The organism is Azospirillum sp. BE72 (assembly GCF_031455875.1).
In the GTDB taxonomy this organism is placed as follows: domain Bacteria; phylum Pseudomonadota; class Alphaproteobacteria; order Azospirillales; family Azospirillaceae; genus Azospirillum.
Genome location: NZ_JAVDTO010000005.1, coordinates 89,111 through 104,116 on the forward strand (window position 1 = coordinate 89,111; position 15,006 = coordinate 104,116).

Genomic DNA, 15,006 nt, shown 5'->3' on the forward strand with positions numbered 1-15,006 from the left:
GATGCGGAAACGGGTCTCGATCAAGGCTTTACAGGCGTTCGAGGCTGCTGCGCGGCTCGGCTCCTTCGCGACCGCGGCAGAGGATCTCGGACTGACGCCCTCGGCGATCAGCCATCAGGTGAAAATCCTAGAGGAACAGCTTGGCTTGCCGCTGTTTCATCGGGTGCACCGTTCGGTTGCGCTGACCGATGCCGGGCGCAGCTTCGCCACCGAGATCGTCGGCGCCTTCGCCCGGATGGAGACCGCCATCCGCAACGTCACCACGTCGAACAGCGGCACCGAGATCCTCACCGTCCGCTCGATGCCCAGCTTCGCCACCCAATGGCTGATGCCGCGACTGAACCGGGTGAAGGCGCTGCATCCCGCCATCGACATCCGGCTGCAGGCCTCGGTTTCGCCAATCGACCTGACGACGGGAGCGGTGGACGTCGACATCCGCTACAACCCCGGCCCGCCGCCGGCCGGCTGCGTGCTGGAGCAGTTCCCGGACGACGTCATCGTGCCGATGTGCTCGCCTGCGCTGGCGAACGGACTGATCCCGATCCGCGAGCCGAAGGATCTCAGCCGCCACATCCTGATCCATTCGGAGATCAACATCGTCGGCTGGCGCGACTGGGCGCGCAAACATCGCGGCGTGCAGCTGGACATGGACCGCGGCCTGCGCTTCGACCGCTCCTTCATGGCGATCAATGCGGCGGTGAACGGCATGGGGGTGTGCCTGGACAGCCTTCTGCTCGCCCGGCAGGAGCTTCAGTCCGGGCAGTTGGTCGTCCCCTTCCCCACCCGCGGCCTGCGGGCGCAGGGGCATGGCTTCGTCACGCTGAAATCGACCGCCGACCTGCCCAAGATCCGGCTGTTCCGCCAATGGCTGTTCGGCGAACTGGACGCCTGCCGCCAGTGGGAGGAGCAGTATCTGTCCTCCCTGGGGACACCCGCCGCGGGCGACTGACCGCGGATGGCTAGCCGATCGGCGGCATGCGGTCGATCAGCTTGTCCAGCGTGACGGGGTAATCGCGTACGCGCACGCCGGTGGCGTTGTAGACGGCGTTGGCGATGGCGGCACCGACGCCGCACAGGCCCAACTCGCCGACACCCTTCGCCTTCATCGGCGACGACATCGGGTCGGTTTCGTCCAGGAAAATCACCTCCTGGTGGGGGATGTCGGCATGGACCGGCACCTCGTAGCCGGCGAGGTCGTGGTTGACGAAGAAGCCGGCGCGGGTGTCCACCGCCAGTTCCTCCATCAGCGCGGCGCCCACCCCCATGGTCATGGCGCCGATCACCTGGCTGCGCGCCGACAGCGGGTTCAGGATGCGGCCCGCCGCGCAGACGGCCAGCATCCGCCGCACGCGGATTTCCGCCGTCGCGGCATCGACGCCGACCTCGACGAAATGCGCACCGAAGGTCGATTGCTGGGCCTTCTTGTCGAGGTCGCCATATTCGATGCCGTCCTCCGCCGAAAGGTCGCCGTCGCCGGCCGCCTGCGCCAGCGGCACGCGGCGGTTCCCCGAGAGCACCTGCCCGTCCGCGAACTGCGCGTCGGCCGAATTGAAACCCAGCTTCTGCGCCACCGCCTCCCGCAGCTTCACGCAGGCGGCATAGACGCCGGCGGTGGAGTTGTTGGCGCCCCATTGCCCACCCGACCCGGCCGACACCGGGAAGCTGGAATCGCCCAGCCGTACGACGACCTTGTCCAGCCCGACGCCCATCATCTCCGCCGCGGTCTGGGCGATGATGGTGTAGCTGCCGGTGCCGATGTCGGTCATGTCGGTCTCGACCGTCACAACGCCGCGCCTGTCCAGCCGCACCCGCCCCGCCGACTTGGTCAGCAGGTTGTTGCGGAAGGCCGCAGCCATGCCGACGCCGACCAGCCAGCGCCCGTCGCGCACCCGCCCCGGCTCGGCGCTGCGCTTGCTCCAGCCGAAGCGCTCGGCACCGGTGCGCAGGCATTGCACCAGCTGGCGCTGGGAGAAGGGGCGCTCCGGCTTTTCGGGGTCGACCTGGGTGTCGTTGAGGATGCGGAATTCCACCGGATCGAGCTTCAGCCGCTCCGCCATCTCGTCCATGGCGATTTCCAGCACCATCAGGCCCGGCGCCTCGCCCGGCGCCCGCATGGCATTGCCTTCCGGCAGGTCCAGACGGGCAAGCCGCGTCCCGGTCAGCCGGTTGGCCCCGGCATAGAGCAGGCGCGTCTGGTCGGTCGCGGTCTCCGGACTGCCGTCGGGCAGGTTGCCGGACCAGCTTTCATGGGCGATGGCGGTGATCCTGCCGTCGGCGGTGGCGCCGATGCGGACGCGCTGGATCGTCGCCGGCCGATGGGTGGTGTTGTTGGCCATCATCGGCCGCGGCAGCGCCACCTTGACCGGCCGCCCCGCCGCCCGCGCGCCCAGCGCCGCCAGCAGCGTGTCTGCCCGCAGGAACAGCTTGCCGCCGAAACCGCCACCGACGAAGGGGGAGATCACGCGGACCTTCTCCTTCGGCATCTCCAGCGTCTCGGCCAGATCGGTCGCCGCCCAGTCGATCATCTGGTTGGAGGTCCACACCGTCAGCCGGTCACCCTGCCAGGCGGCGATGCTGGCATGGGGTTCCATCATCGCGTGGGTCTCGTCGGGCGTGCTGTAGGTCTCGTCCAGCTTGACCGGTGCCGAAGCGAAGGCCCCGGCGAAATCGCCGACGACGGAGTCCTCCTTCTTGTGCTCGGCCGCATCGCCCATGGCCTCCTTGGCGCGGGCGAGATCGAAGGCGCCGTCGGCCTTCCGGTACTCGACGCGGACGAGGTTCGCCGCGGCGCGCGCCTGCTCGAAGGTCTCGGCGACGACCAGCGCCACGGCCTGATGGTAATGGGCGATCTCCGGACCACCCAGAAGCGGAGCGGCGTTGCGCTTGCCCTTGCCGAGCTTGCCCGCCGTCTCATGGGTGACGACGGCCAGCACGCCCGGCGCGGCCTTCGCCTCCTCCACCGACAGCGAGGCGATGCGGCCCTTGGCGATGCCGGCACCGACGACATGGCCATAGACCTGATCCGGCACCACGTCGTGGCGCTCATAGGCATAGGGGGCCGTTCCCGTGGTCTTCAGCGGCCCGTCGATGCGGCTGGTCGGCTTGCCGATGATTTTCAGCTGGTCGATCGGGTTGGTGGTCGCGGGGGTGTCGAACTTCATGGCTCAGCCTTTCGCTTCGGCCAGGACGGAGCCGAGCGTTCGCTCGACCAGCGGCAGCTTGAAGGCGTTCTCCGGCGTCGGCTTGGCGCCGGCCAGCAGTTGCGCGGTGACGGCCTTGGCCCCCTTGGGCATTTCGGCCTCGGCCGCCTCGACGCGCCACGGCTTGTGCGCGACGCCGCCCAGCGCCACCCGCCCGCTGCCATCCGGCTGGACGACCGCCGCAACGGCCACCAGCGCGAAGGCGTAGGAGGCGCGGTCGCGCACCTTGCGATAGAGATGCGTGCCGCCGGCCGGCCGCGGCAGAGTCACCGCGGTGATCAGCTCGCCGGGTTCCAGCACCGTCTCGATATGCGGGGTGTCGCCGGGCAGACGGTGGAAGTCGGCGATCGGGATGCTGCGGGTGGCGCCGTCCGGCCGCACCGTCTCCACGGTCGCGTCCAGCACGCGCATGGCAACCGCCATGTCGCTGGGGTGGGTGGCGATGCAGGCCTCGCTGCCGCCGATCACCGCCAGCTGGCGGCTGAAACCGCCGATGGCGGCGCATCCGCTGCCGGGCCGGCGCTTGTTGCAGGGCTGCGCCGTGTCGTAGAAATAGGGGCAACGGGTGCGCTGAAGCAGGTTGCCCGCGGTGGTCGCCTTGTTGCGCAGCTGGCCAGAGGCCCCGGCGAGCAGTGCCCGCGACAGCACCCCGTAATCGCGCCGCACCCGTTCGTCGGCGGCAAGATCGGTGTTGCGCACCAGTGCGCCGACGCGCAAGCCCCCGTCCGCGGTCGGTTCCACCTTGTCGAGCGACAGGCCATTGACGTCGATCAGATGGACCGGCGTCTCGATCTCCAGCTTCATCAGGTCGAGCAGGTTGGTGCCGCCGGCAATGAACTTGGCGCCGGGGGTGCGGACCGCGGCGGCCGCGGCTTCGGCCGGGTTGCCCGCGCGTTCGTAGCTGAAGGGCCTCATGCTTCCCTCCCGGCGACCTCGGTGATCGCATCGACGATGTTGGAATAGGCGCCGCAGCGGCAGATGTTGCCGCTCATCCGCTCGCGCAGTTCGTCGGCGGTCAGCCTCGGCGCCGCCATCAGGTCGGCGCTGACATGGCTGGGGATACCGGCCTCGATCTCCTTCAGGACGGCGACGGCGGAACAGATCTGGCCGGGGGTGCAATAGCCGCACTGATAGCCGTCATGCTTCACGAAGGCGGCCTGCATCGGATGCATGCGGTCGGGCATGCCCAGCCCCTCGATGGTCGTGATGCTGTCGCCCTGGTGCATCACCGCCAGCGACAGGCAGGAGTTGATCCGCCGCCCCTCGACCAGAACGGTGCAGGCGCCGCACTGCCCGTGGTCGCATCCCTTCTTGGGACCAGTCACATGCAGATGCTCGCGCAGCGCATCCAGCAGGGTGGTGCGCGTGTCCAGCGTCAGGTCATGGCTTCGGCCATTCACCGTGAAGGACACGGTCGAGGTGACGGGGGTCAGGGTCTGTTGCGGGGCGGCGTCGCCGATTGCCGCTTCGGCCGGCACCGGGAAGCTTCCCGCCGTCAGCGCGATGGTCGCCGCGGTTCCCATCAGGACTCCGCGCCGTGTAACGTCCAGGTCGCCGGACTGGTGCATCGCGTGCTTCCCTCCTGTCGTCAAGGCATTGCCCGTCGGCAAAGCGCGCAAGGGGCGCCCCGCTTCGCTTCCACCAACGCGCATCCCCACAAGCTGGGTCGCGCCGGCCGGACGATCAGCCCTCAATTTGCGATAGGGCCTATAAGTTCCGCTCATGAAACAACAGCGGCCCGCCGGAGTTACGTCGGGTTCCGGTTTTTCCAGAACCGGCATTTGGGCGGCGCTCGAGTCACCAAAGCTTAACGGGAGTAAGCGGCGGCTTCGGCGTAGAGAAATTTCCCGTGCCGGGGCGGCGGCGACAGACAGGCCGGCCTCCGCGGCAGACAGGCTGTTCCAGGACGCCCTTTCACTCCGCCCTTTGGACCACGGGAGCACCATGATGATCCGCCGCACCATTCTGCTGGGCACTTGCGCATTGGCGCTGCTCGCCGCCGTTCCGACCGCCTCCCCGGCCGGGGCCGCCACCCGCCTGACCGTCTACACCGCGCTGGAGAACGAACAGCTCACCCCCTACAAGAAGGCGTTCGAGGCCGACAATCCCGGCATCGAGATCGACTGGGTGCGCGATTCCACCGGCGTCGTCACCGCCAAGCTGCTGGCCGAGAAGGACAATCCCAAGGCCGACGCGGTGTGGGGCCTCGCCGCCTCCAGCCTGATGATCCTGGACGCCCAGGGCATGCTGATGCCCTATCAGCCCAAGGGTGCCGAAGCGTTGAAGCCGAGCTTCCGCGACGCCAAGACCCCGCCGGCCTGGGTCGGCATGGATGCCTGGATGGCCGCCATCTGCTTCAACACGGTGGAGGCGGAGAAGAAGAAGCTGCCGAAGCCGACCTCCTGGGCCGACCTGCTGAAGCCGGAATACAAGGGCCAGATCGTCATGCCGAATCCGGCCTCGTCGGGCACCGGCTTCCTCGCCGTGTCGGGCTGGCTGCAGACCATGGGGGCGGAAAAGGGCTGGTCCTATATGGACACGCTGAACGACAACATCGCGCTCTACACCCATTCGGGTTCCAAGCCCTGCAAGATGGCGGCGGCCGGCGAATACCCGATCGGCATCTCCATCGAATACACCGGCGCCCAGCAGAAGACCAAGGGCGCGCCGATCGACGTGATCCTGGCCTCCGAAGGCGTGGGCTGGGAGATGGAGGCGACGGCCATCGTCAAGGGCACCCGCAACGTCGAGGCCGCGAAGGCGCTCGCCGACTGGGCGGCCAGCCGCAAGGCGAACGAGCAGTATGTGAACTTCTATCAGGTCACGGCGCATCCGGGCGTGACCAAGGAGACGCCGAACTATCCGAAGAATGCGGAAGCGGCGATGAACAAGACCAACGACTTCGTCTGGGCCGCCGCCAACCGCGACCGTATCCTGGCGGATTGGGAAAAGCGCTACGGCGCCAAGTCCGAACCGAAGAGCTGACGCTGCTCTGCCAATCTCATCGTCTGAGAGAGGCTTTGCGGTTGCAAGTAGCCCCTCTCCCCTCGCGGGAGAGGGGTTGGGGTGAGGGGGATTACAGCCGGATGGCCGGAAGAGAGTCCGCTTCGCGTGTTCGCCTGCGGCGAATACCCCTCATCCCAACCCTTCTCCCGCAGGGGGAGAAGGGCTTTGCGTCGGAACCAGCCTCTCTTGGGATTGGTAGAGTAGTGCTGAAGGTCGGCGATCACCGAGCCGAGCCAAGCCGAACCGACGGGCGGGTGCCCCGATGCACCCGCCCGTCCTTACCGTTTCCCGCCGGGACATGCCGCCAATGACCGCCGCCAAGCCCCATCTCCGCCTGGACTCCATCGTCAAGACCTTCGGTGCCTTCACCGCGCTGAAGGGCGTGTCGCTCGACATCCGGCGCGGCGAGTTCGTCTGCTTCCTCGGGCCGTCCGGCTGCGGCAAGACCACGCTGTTGCGGGTGATCGCCGGACTCGATCCGCAGAGCGGCGGGACGGTGTGGCTGGGGGACCGCGACGTGTCGCGCCTGCCGCCGTCGGCGCGCGATTACGGCATCGTCTTCCAATCCTATGCACTGTTCCCGAACCTGACCGTGCACAGGAACGTCGCCTACGGCCTGAAGCTGGGCCGGGCCGCCGAACGGGCGCGGGTGGAGGAACTGCTGGCGCTGGTCGGCCTGCCCGATGCCGGCCCAAAATATCCGGGTCAGCTTTCCGGCGGGCAGCAGCAGCGGGTGGCGCTGGCCCGCGCGCTGGCACCCTCCCCCGGCCTGCTTCTGCTGGACGAGCCTTTGTCGGCGCTCGACGCGCGGGTGCGGCTGCATCTGCGCCGCCAGATCCGCGACCTGCACCGCCGGCTGGGCATCACCACCATCATGGTCACCCACGACCAGGAGGAGGCGCTGACCATGGCCGACCGCATCGTGGTGATGAACAACGGCGTGATCGAGCAGGTCGGCACGCCCAACGAGGTCTATCACCGGCCGGCCAGCCCCTTCGTCGCCGATTTCGTCGGGGCGATGAATTTCCTGCCGGGCGTGCTGGAGGCGCCGGGCCGGGTGCGGCTGGGCGAGCATGGCTTCGACTGCGACGGCGACCATCTGTCCGCGGCGGCCCCCGGCGCCGCCGTGACCGTCTGCCTGCGGCCGGAGGACGTGCAGGTGCGCGCAGCCGGCGGCGCCAACACGCTCGACGCGGTGATCGAAAGCCTGGAATTCCTCGGCCCCTTCCACCGCGCCCGGCTGGCCGCCGACGGGCTGGGCGACGCCCGCGTCACCGCCGACCTGTCGGCCAATCTGGTGCGCGACCTGTCGCTGGATTCCGGCCGCCGGCTGGCGGTGACCCTGCCGCGCGAGCGGCTGCGCGTGTTCGAGGCGACGCGATGAGCGCGCTCAGGGCAAATGCGCTGAAACTCCCTCTCTTCGCCGCACGCCAGTCCGGCCGGCCGGTGGAGCGGGGCGAGCGCTGGCTGTTCGGGCTGGGGATGGGCGGGATCGCGCTGTTCCTGGCGCTGTTCGTCCTGCTGCCGCTGTGCGCGCTGTTCCTGCGCAGTGTCTACGACCGCGACGGCGCCTTCGTTGGGCTCGCCAATTTCGCTGCTTTCCTGGAGACGCCGACGCTGGTGCGGTCGGTGGTCAACAGCCTGACCCTGTCGCTGCTGACTACCGCGATCACGGTGCCGCTGGCCTTCCTCTACGCCTTCTGCCTGACCCGCACCGCCATGGCGGGCAAAGGGGTGTTCCGGCTGCTGGCGCAGATCCCGCTGCTGGCGCCGTCGCTGCTGCCGGCCATTGCGCTGGTCTACCTGTTCGGCAACAAGGGCATCCTGCGCGGCCTGCTGATGGGGGAGAGCATCTACGGTCCCATCGGCATCGTGATGGGCGAGGTCTTCTACGCCTTCCCGCATGCGGTGATGATCCTGACCGTGGCGCTGTCGACCTCCGACGCCCGCCTGTACGAGGCGGCGGAGGCGCTGGGGGCCGGCGCCTGGAAGCGCTTCGTCACCATCACTCTGCCCGGCGTGCGCTATGGCCTGATCTCCGCCGTCTTCGTGGTGTTCACGCTGGTGGTCACCGATTTCGGCGTGCCCAAGGTGATCGGCGGCTCCACCAACATGCTGGCGACCGACGTCTACAAGCAGGTGGTCGGCCTGCAGAATTTCGGCATGGGGGCGGTGGTCGGCATCGTCCTGCTTCTGCCCGCAGTGCTGGCCTTCGTCGCCGATTGGTTCGGCCAGCGCCGGCAGATGGCGCTGCTGTCCGCCCGCTCGGTGCCGTTCCAGCCGCGGCTGAACCCGGTCGGCGACCGGCTGGCCTTCCTGTTCTGCGCGCTGGTCGGCGGCCTGCTGCTGGGGCTGCTGGGGGTGGCCGGCTTCGCCTCCATCGTCACCTTCTGGCCCTATAACCTGACGCCGACGCTGGCGAACTACGACTTCGCCCAGCTCGACTCGGCGGGCTGGAGCAGCTACGCCAACAGCCTGACCCTGGCCTTCTGGACCGCGCTGGCCGGCACCGCCATCGTCTTCACCGGCGCCTGGCTGGTGGAACGGGCGCCGGGGCGCGCGGTGATGAAGGGCACGGTGCGGCTGATGGCGATCCTGCCGCTGGCGGTGCCGGGCATGGTTCTGGGGCTCGCCTACATCTTCTTCTTCAACGCGCCGTGGAACCCGCTGGGCTCGCTCTATCACGGCATGGCGATCCTGGTGCTGGCGACGGTGGCGCATTTCTACACCGTCAGCCATTTGACCGCCGTCACCGCCCTGAAGCAACTGGATGCCGAGTTCGAAGCGGTATCGGCCAGCCTGAAGGTGCCGGTGTGGTCCACCTTCCTGCGGGTGACGGTGCCGCTCTGCCTGCCGGCCATCCTCGACATCGCCATCTATTTCTTCGTCAACGCCATGACCACGGTGTCGGCGGTGGTCTTCCTGTATTCGCCGGAAACCAAGCCGGCGTCGGTCGCCGTGCTGAACATGGACGACGCCGGCGAAGTGGCGGGAGCCGCCGCCATGGCGATGATGATCGTCCTCACCTCCGCCGTGGTGCGGGCGCTGCATGCCCTGCTGTCCTGGGCCCTGCAGCGGCGGACGCAGGCGTGGCGGCGGCGCTGAGTCCGGACGACAAGGGGCCGCTCGCCTCCGCCGCCACTTCCCGCGCCAGATCCAGAAACGCCCGCACCACCGCCAGCCGGCGGCGTTCGCGCAGGCAGACCACATACTCGTCCATCTCGATCTCGGCCCCGGCGATCGGCAGCAGAACCAGACGCCCGTCGCCGGTGAACTCGGCGGCGGAGGTGAAGCCGATGCCAAGCCCCGCCGCCACCGCCTCCACCACCGCCTCGCGGCTTTGAATTTCGATGATCGCGGCGGGCGTGACCTCCGCCGCCGCCAGCGCGCGTTCGACCAGCCGGCGGGTCATCGATCCCGGCTCGCGCAGGACCAGCCGTTCCGCCGTCAGATCGCTCAGCGCCACCGCCCGGCGCCGCGCCAGTGGGTGCGCCTTCGGCAGCAGCGCCCGCACCGGGTCGCGCCGCAGCGGCAGCACATAGAGCCGGGAGTCCCCCGGCACGTCGGCCAGCACCGCCACGTCGATCCGCGTCTCCATCAGCCCTTCCAGCATGGTCCGCGAGTTGCCGACGGCCAGCGTCACCGTCGGCCCCGGATGGGCACAGGTGAAGCGGGCGATCAGCGGCACCGCGTGGAACGGCCCGTCCGCCCCGACCGCCAGCGTGCCGCCATCCAGATGCCGGACTCCGGCCAGCAGTTCCATCGCCTCCTGCTCGGCTGCGAACAGGCGGCGGGTGACGGCGAACAGCGCCGTGCCGACCTCGGTCAGCACCACTTGGCGATTGCTGCGGTCGAACAGGGTGACGCCATAGGTCTCTTCCAGCGCCTTCACCTCCTGCGAGCAGGTCGGCTGCGTCACGTTCAGCAGGCGGGCCGCCTTGGTGAATCCCCCCTCCGTCGCCACCGCATGGAAGGCGCGAAGCTGGGCGAAGTTCATTGATTTCATCTATGGACCCATAGGTCGAATGGATTGGATTTATAATAGGCGAACCGGCGTCATGGGGCCATTCCGTCAGTCACCGCTCCCTTCTTCTCTTCGGGATTTTCCCAGATGTCCGACCCTGTGCCCTATCTGCTGACCCCCTATCTGTTGACCCCGGGTCCGCTGACCACCTCCGCCTCCGTAAAGCAGGCGATGCTGCGTGATTGGGGATCGCGGGACGGACGCTTCATTGCGTTGAACGCCGCCACCCGCGACCGGCTGGTGCGTCTGGCCGGCGGCAGCGCCGACAGCCATGCCGCGGTTCCGGTCCAGGGGTCCGGCACCTTTGCGGTGGAGGCGATGATCGGCACGCTGGTGCCGCGCGCCGGCCGGCTGCTGGTTCTGGTCAACGGCGCCTACGGCACCCGCATGGTCCGCATCGCCGAGGTGGCAGGCCGGTCCGTCACCGCGCTGGAAACGGCGGAGGACCAGCCGGTGTCGCCCGCCGCCCTCGCCGAGGCGCTGGACGCCGATCCGGCGATCACCCATGTCGCCGTCGTCCACTGCGAAACCACCTCCGGCATCCTCAATCCCATCGAAGCCGTGGCGGAGGTGGTCCGGTCCCGTGGCCGCGCCCTGCTGATCGACGCCATGAGCGCATTCGGCGCGCTTCCCCTGGACATGGCGGCGCTGGGCGCCGTGGCGGTCGCCGCATCCTCCAACAAGTGCCTGGAGGGGGTGCCGGGCATGGGCTTCGTCATCGCCCGCCGCGACGCGCTGGAAGCCGCCAAGGGCAATGCCCATTCCCTGTCGCTCGACCTGTACGACCAGTGGCGCGGGTTCGAGGCGAACGCGCAGTGGCGCTTCACCCCGCCCACCCATGTGGTCGCCGCCTTCGCCCAGGCGCTGGACGAGCATGAGGCGGAAGGCGGCGTCGAGGGACGCGGCGCCCGCTATCGCGCCAACGCCGCCATCCTGATCGACGGCATGCGGGCGCTGGGCTTCGAGACGCTGCTGCCCGACCATCTGCAGGCCCCGATCATCGTCACCTTCCGCATGCCGGCCGACCCAGCCTTCGTCTTCGCCGATTTCTACGACCGGCTGCGCCAGAGCGGCTTCGTCATCTATCCCGGCAAGCTGACGGTGGCCGACAGCTTCCGCATCGGCTGCATCGGCCGGCTGGGCGCGGAGGAGATGACCGCCGCCATCGCCGCCATCCGCGCCACCCTGTCCGAGATGGGCGTCGCCTCCGGCGCACCCTGACCCTACCCTTCCGCTCGAAAGCCCGATCCCATGAGCTTCGTCTATTCGCGCCGCTACACCGGCCCGCTGCAGGCCGTCATTCTCGACTGGGCCGGGACCACGGTGGACCATGGCTGCCTCGCCCCGGCCGGCGCCTTCATGGAGGCCTTCCGCCGCTCCGGCGTCATCATCACGCTGGAACAGGCCCGCGCCCCCATGGGCATGGCAAAGTGGCACCACATCCAGGCGATCACCCGCATGGCGCCGGTGGCCGAGGCCTGGACCGCGGTGCATGGCGCGGCCCCCACCGACGCCGATGTCGACCGCCTCTATGAAACCTTCCTGCCCCTGCAGGTGGATGTAGTGGCCCAGCATTCCGACCTGATCCCCGGCGCCGCCGAAACGGTCGCCGCCATGCGGGCGCGCGGGCTGAAGATCGGCTCGACCACCGGCTATCCGCGCCCGGTGATGGATGTGGTGCAGCGGGTGGCGGCGGCGCAGGGCTATAAGCCCGACATCACCGTCTGCGCCGGGGAGACGCCGGCCGGGCGCCCCGGTCCGGCGATGGCTCTGCGCTGCATCGTCGAGCTGTCGGTCTCGCCGGTCGAGGCGTGCGTGAAGATCGGCGACACCGTTGTCGATGTGGAAGAGGGGCTGAACGCCGGCATGTGGACCATCGCGGTGGCCGACACCGGCAACGAGGTTGGCCTGCCGCTTGCCGACTGGCAGGCGCTGGCGCCGGGCAGGCGCGACGCGCTGCATGCCGCGGCGGCCGACCGGCTAGCGCGGGCCGGCGCCCATTACGTAGTGCGCTCGCTGGCCGAGGCGCTGCCGCTGCTCGACGCCATCGAAGCGCGGCTGGCGCGCGGCGAGAAGCCGTGACCATCACTCCCGCCCCCATCGACGGTGCCGACATTGTCATTGTCGGCGCCGGCATCCTGGGTCTGGCGGTCGCCTGGGCGCTCGGGCGGGCGTTGGGGACCGGCGGCGCCCGGTCGGTTCTGGTGGTCGACCGTCATCCGCCCTCGACACAGGCCACGGCGCGGGCCGCCGCCCTGCTGACCCGCGCCCGCGGCGATGCCGCGACGGCGGCACTGGTGCGGGACACCTACACCGCGATCACGAGCCTGGAAGAGGAGTTGGGCGAGGATCTCGGCCTGCGAAGGGTCGGCACCCTGCATGTCGCCGCCAGCGGCGCGCGTGTCGATTCCCTGCGCACCCTGGTCGCCGCCGGCACCGATCCGGTGGACTGGCTGGACGGCGACGGCGCCGCCCGCCTCGCCCCCTGCCTGTCGGCGGAGGCCGTCGAGCGTGCCGCCTTCATGCCGCTGGACGGCTTCATCGACCCGATGCGGCTGGCCGACGCCTACCGCCGGTCGGCCCGACATGCCGGCGTCCGGATCAGCACCGGCCTGTCGGTGCAGGCGATCCGGGTGGAGCGCGGTCGTGTGGCGGGCATCTGTACCGATCGGGGCTTCATCGCCGCACCGGTGGTGGTGAATGCCGCCGGAGCCTGGGCGGCCGGACTGGCCTGGTCCGCCGGGGTCGGACTGCCGCAGGCGCCGGTGCGCAGCCAGTATTGGATCACCGAACCCCGCCCCGACATGTTTCCCCGCGACCTGCCCGTGCTGGTCATGCCCGATGCCGGGGCCTATGCCCGGCCGGAACTGGGGGCGCTGCTGTTCGGGCTGCGCGGGCGCCGGTCGCTGGCACTCGACCCGGCGCGGCTTCCCCACGACACGGCCGGGCTCGACCTCGACGATTCGGACGGCGGCCTGGAGACGCTGGAGGAAGGCTGGCAGGCATTGGCGCGTCTCTGCCCGCCGCTGCTCCAGGCCGGCATCGCCCATTACGTCTCCGGCCTGTCCACCTACACCGCCGATGGCCGCTTCGTGCTGGGACCGGTTCCGGAGGTGGAGGGGCTGTTCATGGCGACCGGCTGCTGCGGTGCCGGCATCGCCGCGTCGGGTGGCATTGGCCGGGCGGTGGCGGCAGCCGTCCTGGGCCAACCAGGACCGGTGGACCTCGCCCCCTTCGCGCCCGGCCGGCTCGGCGCGCTCGATCCCTTTTCCCCGGCACTGCGCGGCGCCTGCGCCGCCGCACGCTCCGGCAAGACCGGCGGCTGACGGAGCGACTGACAGTAAGGAAGACCCCATGCAACCCGACCGTTCCGAAGGCGACGTCAACCTCGGCCCGCAACGCGCGCGCTGGATGGCCGACGCGCTCGGCCCCAGGTCCCGCACTCTGGTGGAGCGCGATGCCGCCGCCTTCCTGAGACAGTCGCTGTCCACCCCCTGCCTGTCGGCGATCCGCAAGGCGGACGGCATCTGGATCGAGGACATGGACGGTCGCCGTTTCATGGATTTCCACGGCAACAGCGTCCACCACATCGGTTACGCCCACCCCCGGCTGGTGGCGGCGCTGAAGGCGCAGATGGACGATCTGAGCTTCGCCCCGCGCCGCTTCGCCTGCGAGCCGGCGGCCGAACTGGCGGAGCGGTTGGCGGCGCTGGCCCCGACCGGTCCCGGCAGCCGCGTTCTGTTCGCGCCCGGCGGGTCGGAGGGGATCGAGATCGCGCTGAAGCTGGCCCGTGTCGCCACCGGCCGCTTCAAAACCGTCTCCTTCTGGGATGCCTTCCATGGCGCCGGATTCGGCGCGTCCGGGGTCGGGGGCGAGGCGCTGTTCCGCTCCCACGGGATCGGGCCGCTGCTGCCGGGGACGGAGCATGTAGCGCCATTCGCCTGCGCCCGCTGCCCCTACGGCTTCGACCCGGCCCCCGGCGGCGGCCCCGATCTGGATGCCTGCCGGATGACCTGCGCGCGGATGCTGCGCTATGTGCTGGAAAAGGAGGGCGACGTCGCCGCCGTGGTGGCGGAACCGGTGCGCGCCGTGCCCTATGTGCCGCCGCCGGGCTTCTGGGCGGAGGTGCGCCGGGCCTGCGATGCCGCCGGCGCCCTGCTGATCTTCGACGAGATCCCGACAGGCCTCGGCAAAACCGGAAGCCTGTTCAGCCACGAGCCGTTCGGCGCGCGGCCGGATATCCTGGTGCTGGGCAAGGCGTTGGGCGGCGCCATGCTGCCGCTGTCCGCGGTGATTGCCCGCGCCGGGCTGGACGTGGCCGCCGACCGCGCGCTCGGCCATTACACCCACGAGAAGAACCCGCTGCTCGCGCGCGCCGGCCTGACCACCCTCGACATCATCCGCGACGAAGGGCTGGTGGAGCGTGCCGCCGAGTTGGGGGCCTATGCGCTGGACCGCCTGCGCGAATTGACTGCGACCCTGCCCGGCATTGCCGGCATCCGCGGCGCGGGGCTGCTGATCGGGGTGGAACTGGCCGACCATGACGGCCGTAGCGCTGCCGACCGGGCGGAAGCGGCCTTCTATGCGGCATTGGAAGCCGGGGTCAGCCTGAAGATCTCGCAGGGGGCGGTTCTGACGCTTTCCCCGCCGCTGATCATCCCGCGCTCCGACCTCGACCGCGCGCTGGCGGTCGTCGCTACGGCGCTGTCCGATTAGCGGAAGCGCCGGAACGGGCGGAGAAGGAGACGACCCTCCCTCCGCCACCCGAACCGCCGC

The 15,006-nt window shown here is 69.7% G+C and carries 12 protein-coding genes; 8 read left to right on the plus strand and 4 right to left on the minus strand.

Annotated features, from left to right (window positions below; all coding sequences use genetic code 11):
- Nucleotide 1 precedes the first annotated feature (1 nt).
- Entirely contained in the window at nucleotides 2-949 is a 948-nt protein-coding gene (locus J2Y49_RS16760) for a LysR substrate-binding domain-containing protein (RefSeq protein ID WP_310115998.1), read from the plus strand.
- A gap of 10 nt (nucleotides 950-959) precedes the next feature.
- Here the strand turns inward: J2Y49_RS16760 and paoC are convergent, their stop codons facing one another.
- Genes paoC through paoA form a run of 3 tightly spaced genes read right to left on the minus strand, consistent with a single transcriptional unit; the run spans nucleotide 960 to nucleotide 4,768 of the window.
- Entirely contained in the window at nucleotides 960-3,161 is a 2,202-nt protein-coding gene (gene paoC, locus J2Y49_RS16765; protein WP_310115999.1) for an aldehyde oxidoreductase molybdenum-binding subunit PaoC, read from the minus strand.
- Nucleotides 3,162-3,164: 3 nt separating this feature from the next.
- Nucleotides 3,165-4,115: a xanthine dehydrogenase family protein subunit M gene (locus J2Y49_RS16770; protein ID WP_310116000.1), complete on the minus strand. Its 951-nt coding sequence runs from the start codon at nucleotides 4,113-4,115 to the stop codon at nucleotides 3,165-3,167.
- The gene (paoA, locus tag J2Y49_RS16775) at nucleotides 4,112-4,768 is read right to left on the minus strand and encodes an aldehyde dehydrogenase iron-sulfur subunit PaoA (protein ID WP_310116001.1); all 657 of its coding nucleotides are present in this window, start codon (nucleotides 4,766-4,768) and stop codon (nucleotides 4,112-4,114) included. Before paoA ends, J2Y49_RS16770 begins: the two co-directional genes overlap by 4 nt.
- A gap of 379 nt (nucleotides 4,769-5,147) precedes the next feature.
- Between paoA and J2Y49_RS16780 the strand changes: the two genes are divergently transcribed.
- From J2Y49_RS16780 to J2Y49_RS16790, 3 genes are all read left to right on the plus strand, one after another.
- Complete coding sequence (locus J2Y49_RS16780; RefSeq protein WP_310116002.1) at nucleotides 5,148-6,185, plus strand: putative 2-aminoethylphosphonate ABC transporter substrate-binding protein; 1,038 nt, start codon at nucleotides 5,148-5,150, stop codon at nucleotides 6,183-6,185.
- Nucleotides 6,186-6,513: 328 nt separating this feature from the next.
- Nucleotides 6,514-7,590, plus strand: a complete 1,077-nt coding sequence (locus J2Y49_RS16785; protein WP_310116003.1) for a putative 2-aminoethylphosphonate ABC transporter ATP-binding protein — start codon at nucleotides 6,514-6,516, stop codon at nucleotides 7,588-7,590.
- Nucleotides 7,587-9,311, plus strand: coding sequence for a putative 2-aminoethylphosphonate ABC transporter permease subunit (locus J2Y49_RS16790; RefSeq protein WP_310116005.1), 1,725 nt, complete (start codon nucleotides 7,587-7,589; stop codon nucleotides 9,309-9,311). The genes J2Y49_RS16785 and J2Y49_RS16790 overlap by 4 nt, the downstream gene beginning before the upstream one ends.
- Here the strand turns inward: J2Y49_RS16790 and J2Y49_RS16795 are convergent.
- Entirely contained in the window at nucleotides 9,229-10,212 is a 984-nt protein-coding gene (locus tag J2Y49_RS16795) for a LysR substrate-binding domain-containing protein (RefSeq protein ID WP_310116006.1), read from the minus strand. The two genes, J2Y49_RS16790 and J2Y49_RS16795, sit on opposite strands and share 83 nt — an antisense overlap.
- Before the next feature lie 105 nt (nucleotides 10,213-10,317).
- On the opposite strand from J2Y49_RS16795, the gene J2Y49_RS16800 reads away from it, so the two are divergent.
- The 4 genes from J2Y49_RS16800 to J2Y49_RS16815 are packed head-to-tail and all read left to right on the plus strand — an operon-like array spanning nucleotide 10,318 to nucleotide 14,946.
- Complete coding sequence (locus J2Y49_RS16800) at nucleotides 10,318-11,451, plus strand: 2-aminoethylphosphonate--pyruvate transaminase (RefSeq protein WP_310116007.1); 1,134 nt, start codon at nucleotides 10,318-10,320, stop codon at nucleotides 11,449-11,451.
- 30 nt (nucleotides 11,452-11,481) lie between these two features.
- Nucleotides 11,482-12,312 (plus strand): phosphonoacetaldehyde hydrolase, encoded by an 831-nt coding sequence (gene phnX / locus J2Y49_RS16805; RefSeq protein ID WP_310116008.1) that lies wholly within the window; start codon nucleotides 11,482-11,484, stop codon nucleotides 12,310-12,312.
- On the plus strand, nucleotides 12,309-13,556 hold the full coding sequence (locus J2Y49_RS16810) for an FAD-binding oxidoreductase (RefSeq protein ID WP_310116009.1): 1,248 nt from the start codon (nucleotides 12,309-12,311) through the stop codon (nucleotides 13,554-13,556). The genes phnX and J2Y49_RS16810 overlap by 4 nt, the downstream gene beginning before the upstream one ends.
- 28 nt (nucleotides 13,557-13,584) lie before the next feature.
- Entirely contained in the window at nucleotides 13,585-14,946 is a 1,362-nt protein-coding gene (locus J2Y49_RS16815; protein WP_310116010.1) for an aspartate aminotransferase family protein, read from the plus strand.
- Nucleotides 14,947-15,006 lie beyond the last annotated feature (60 nt).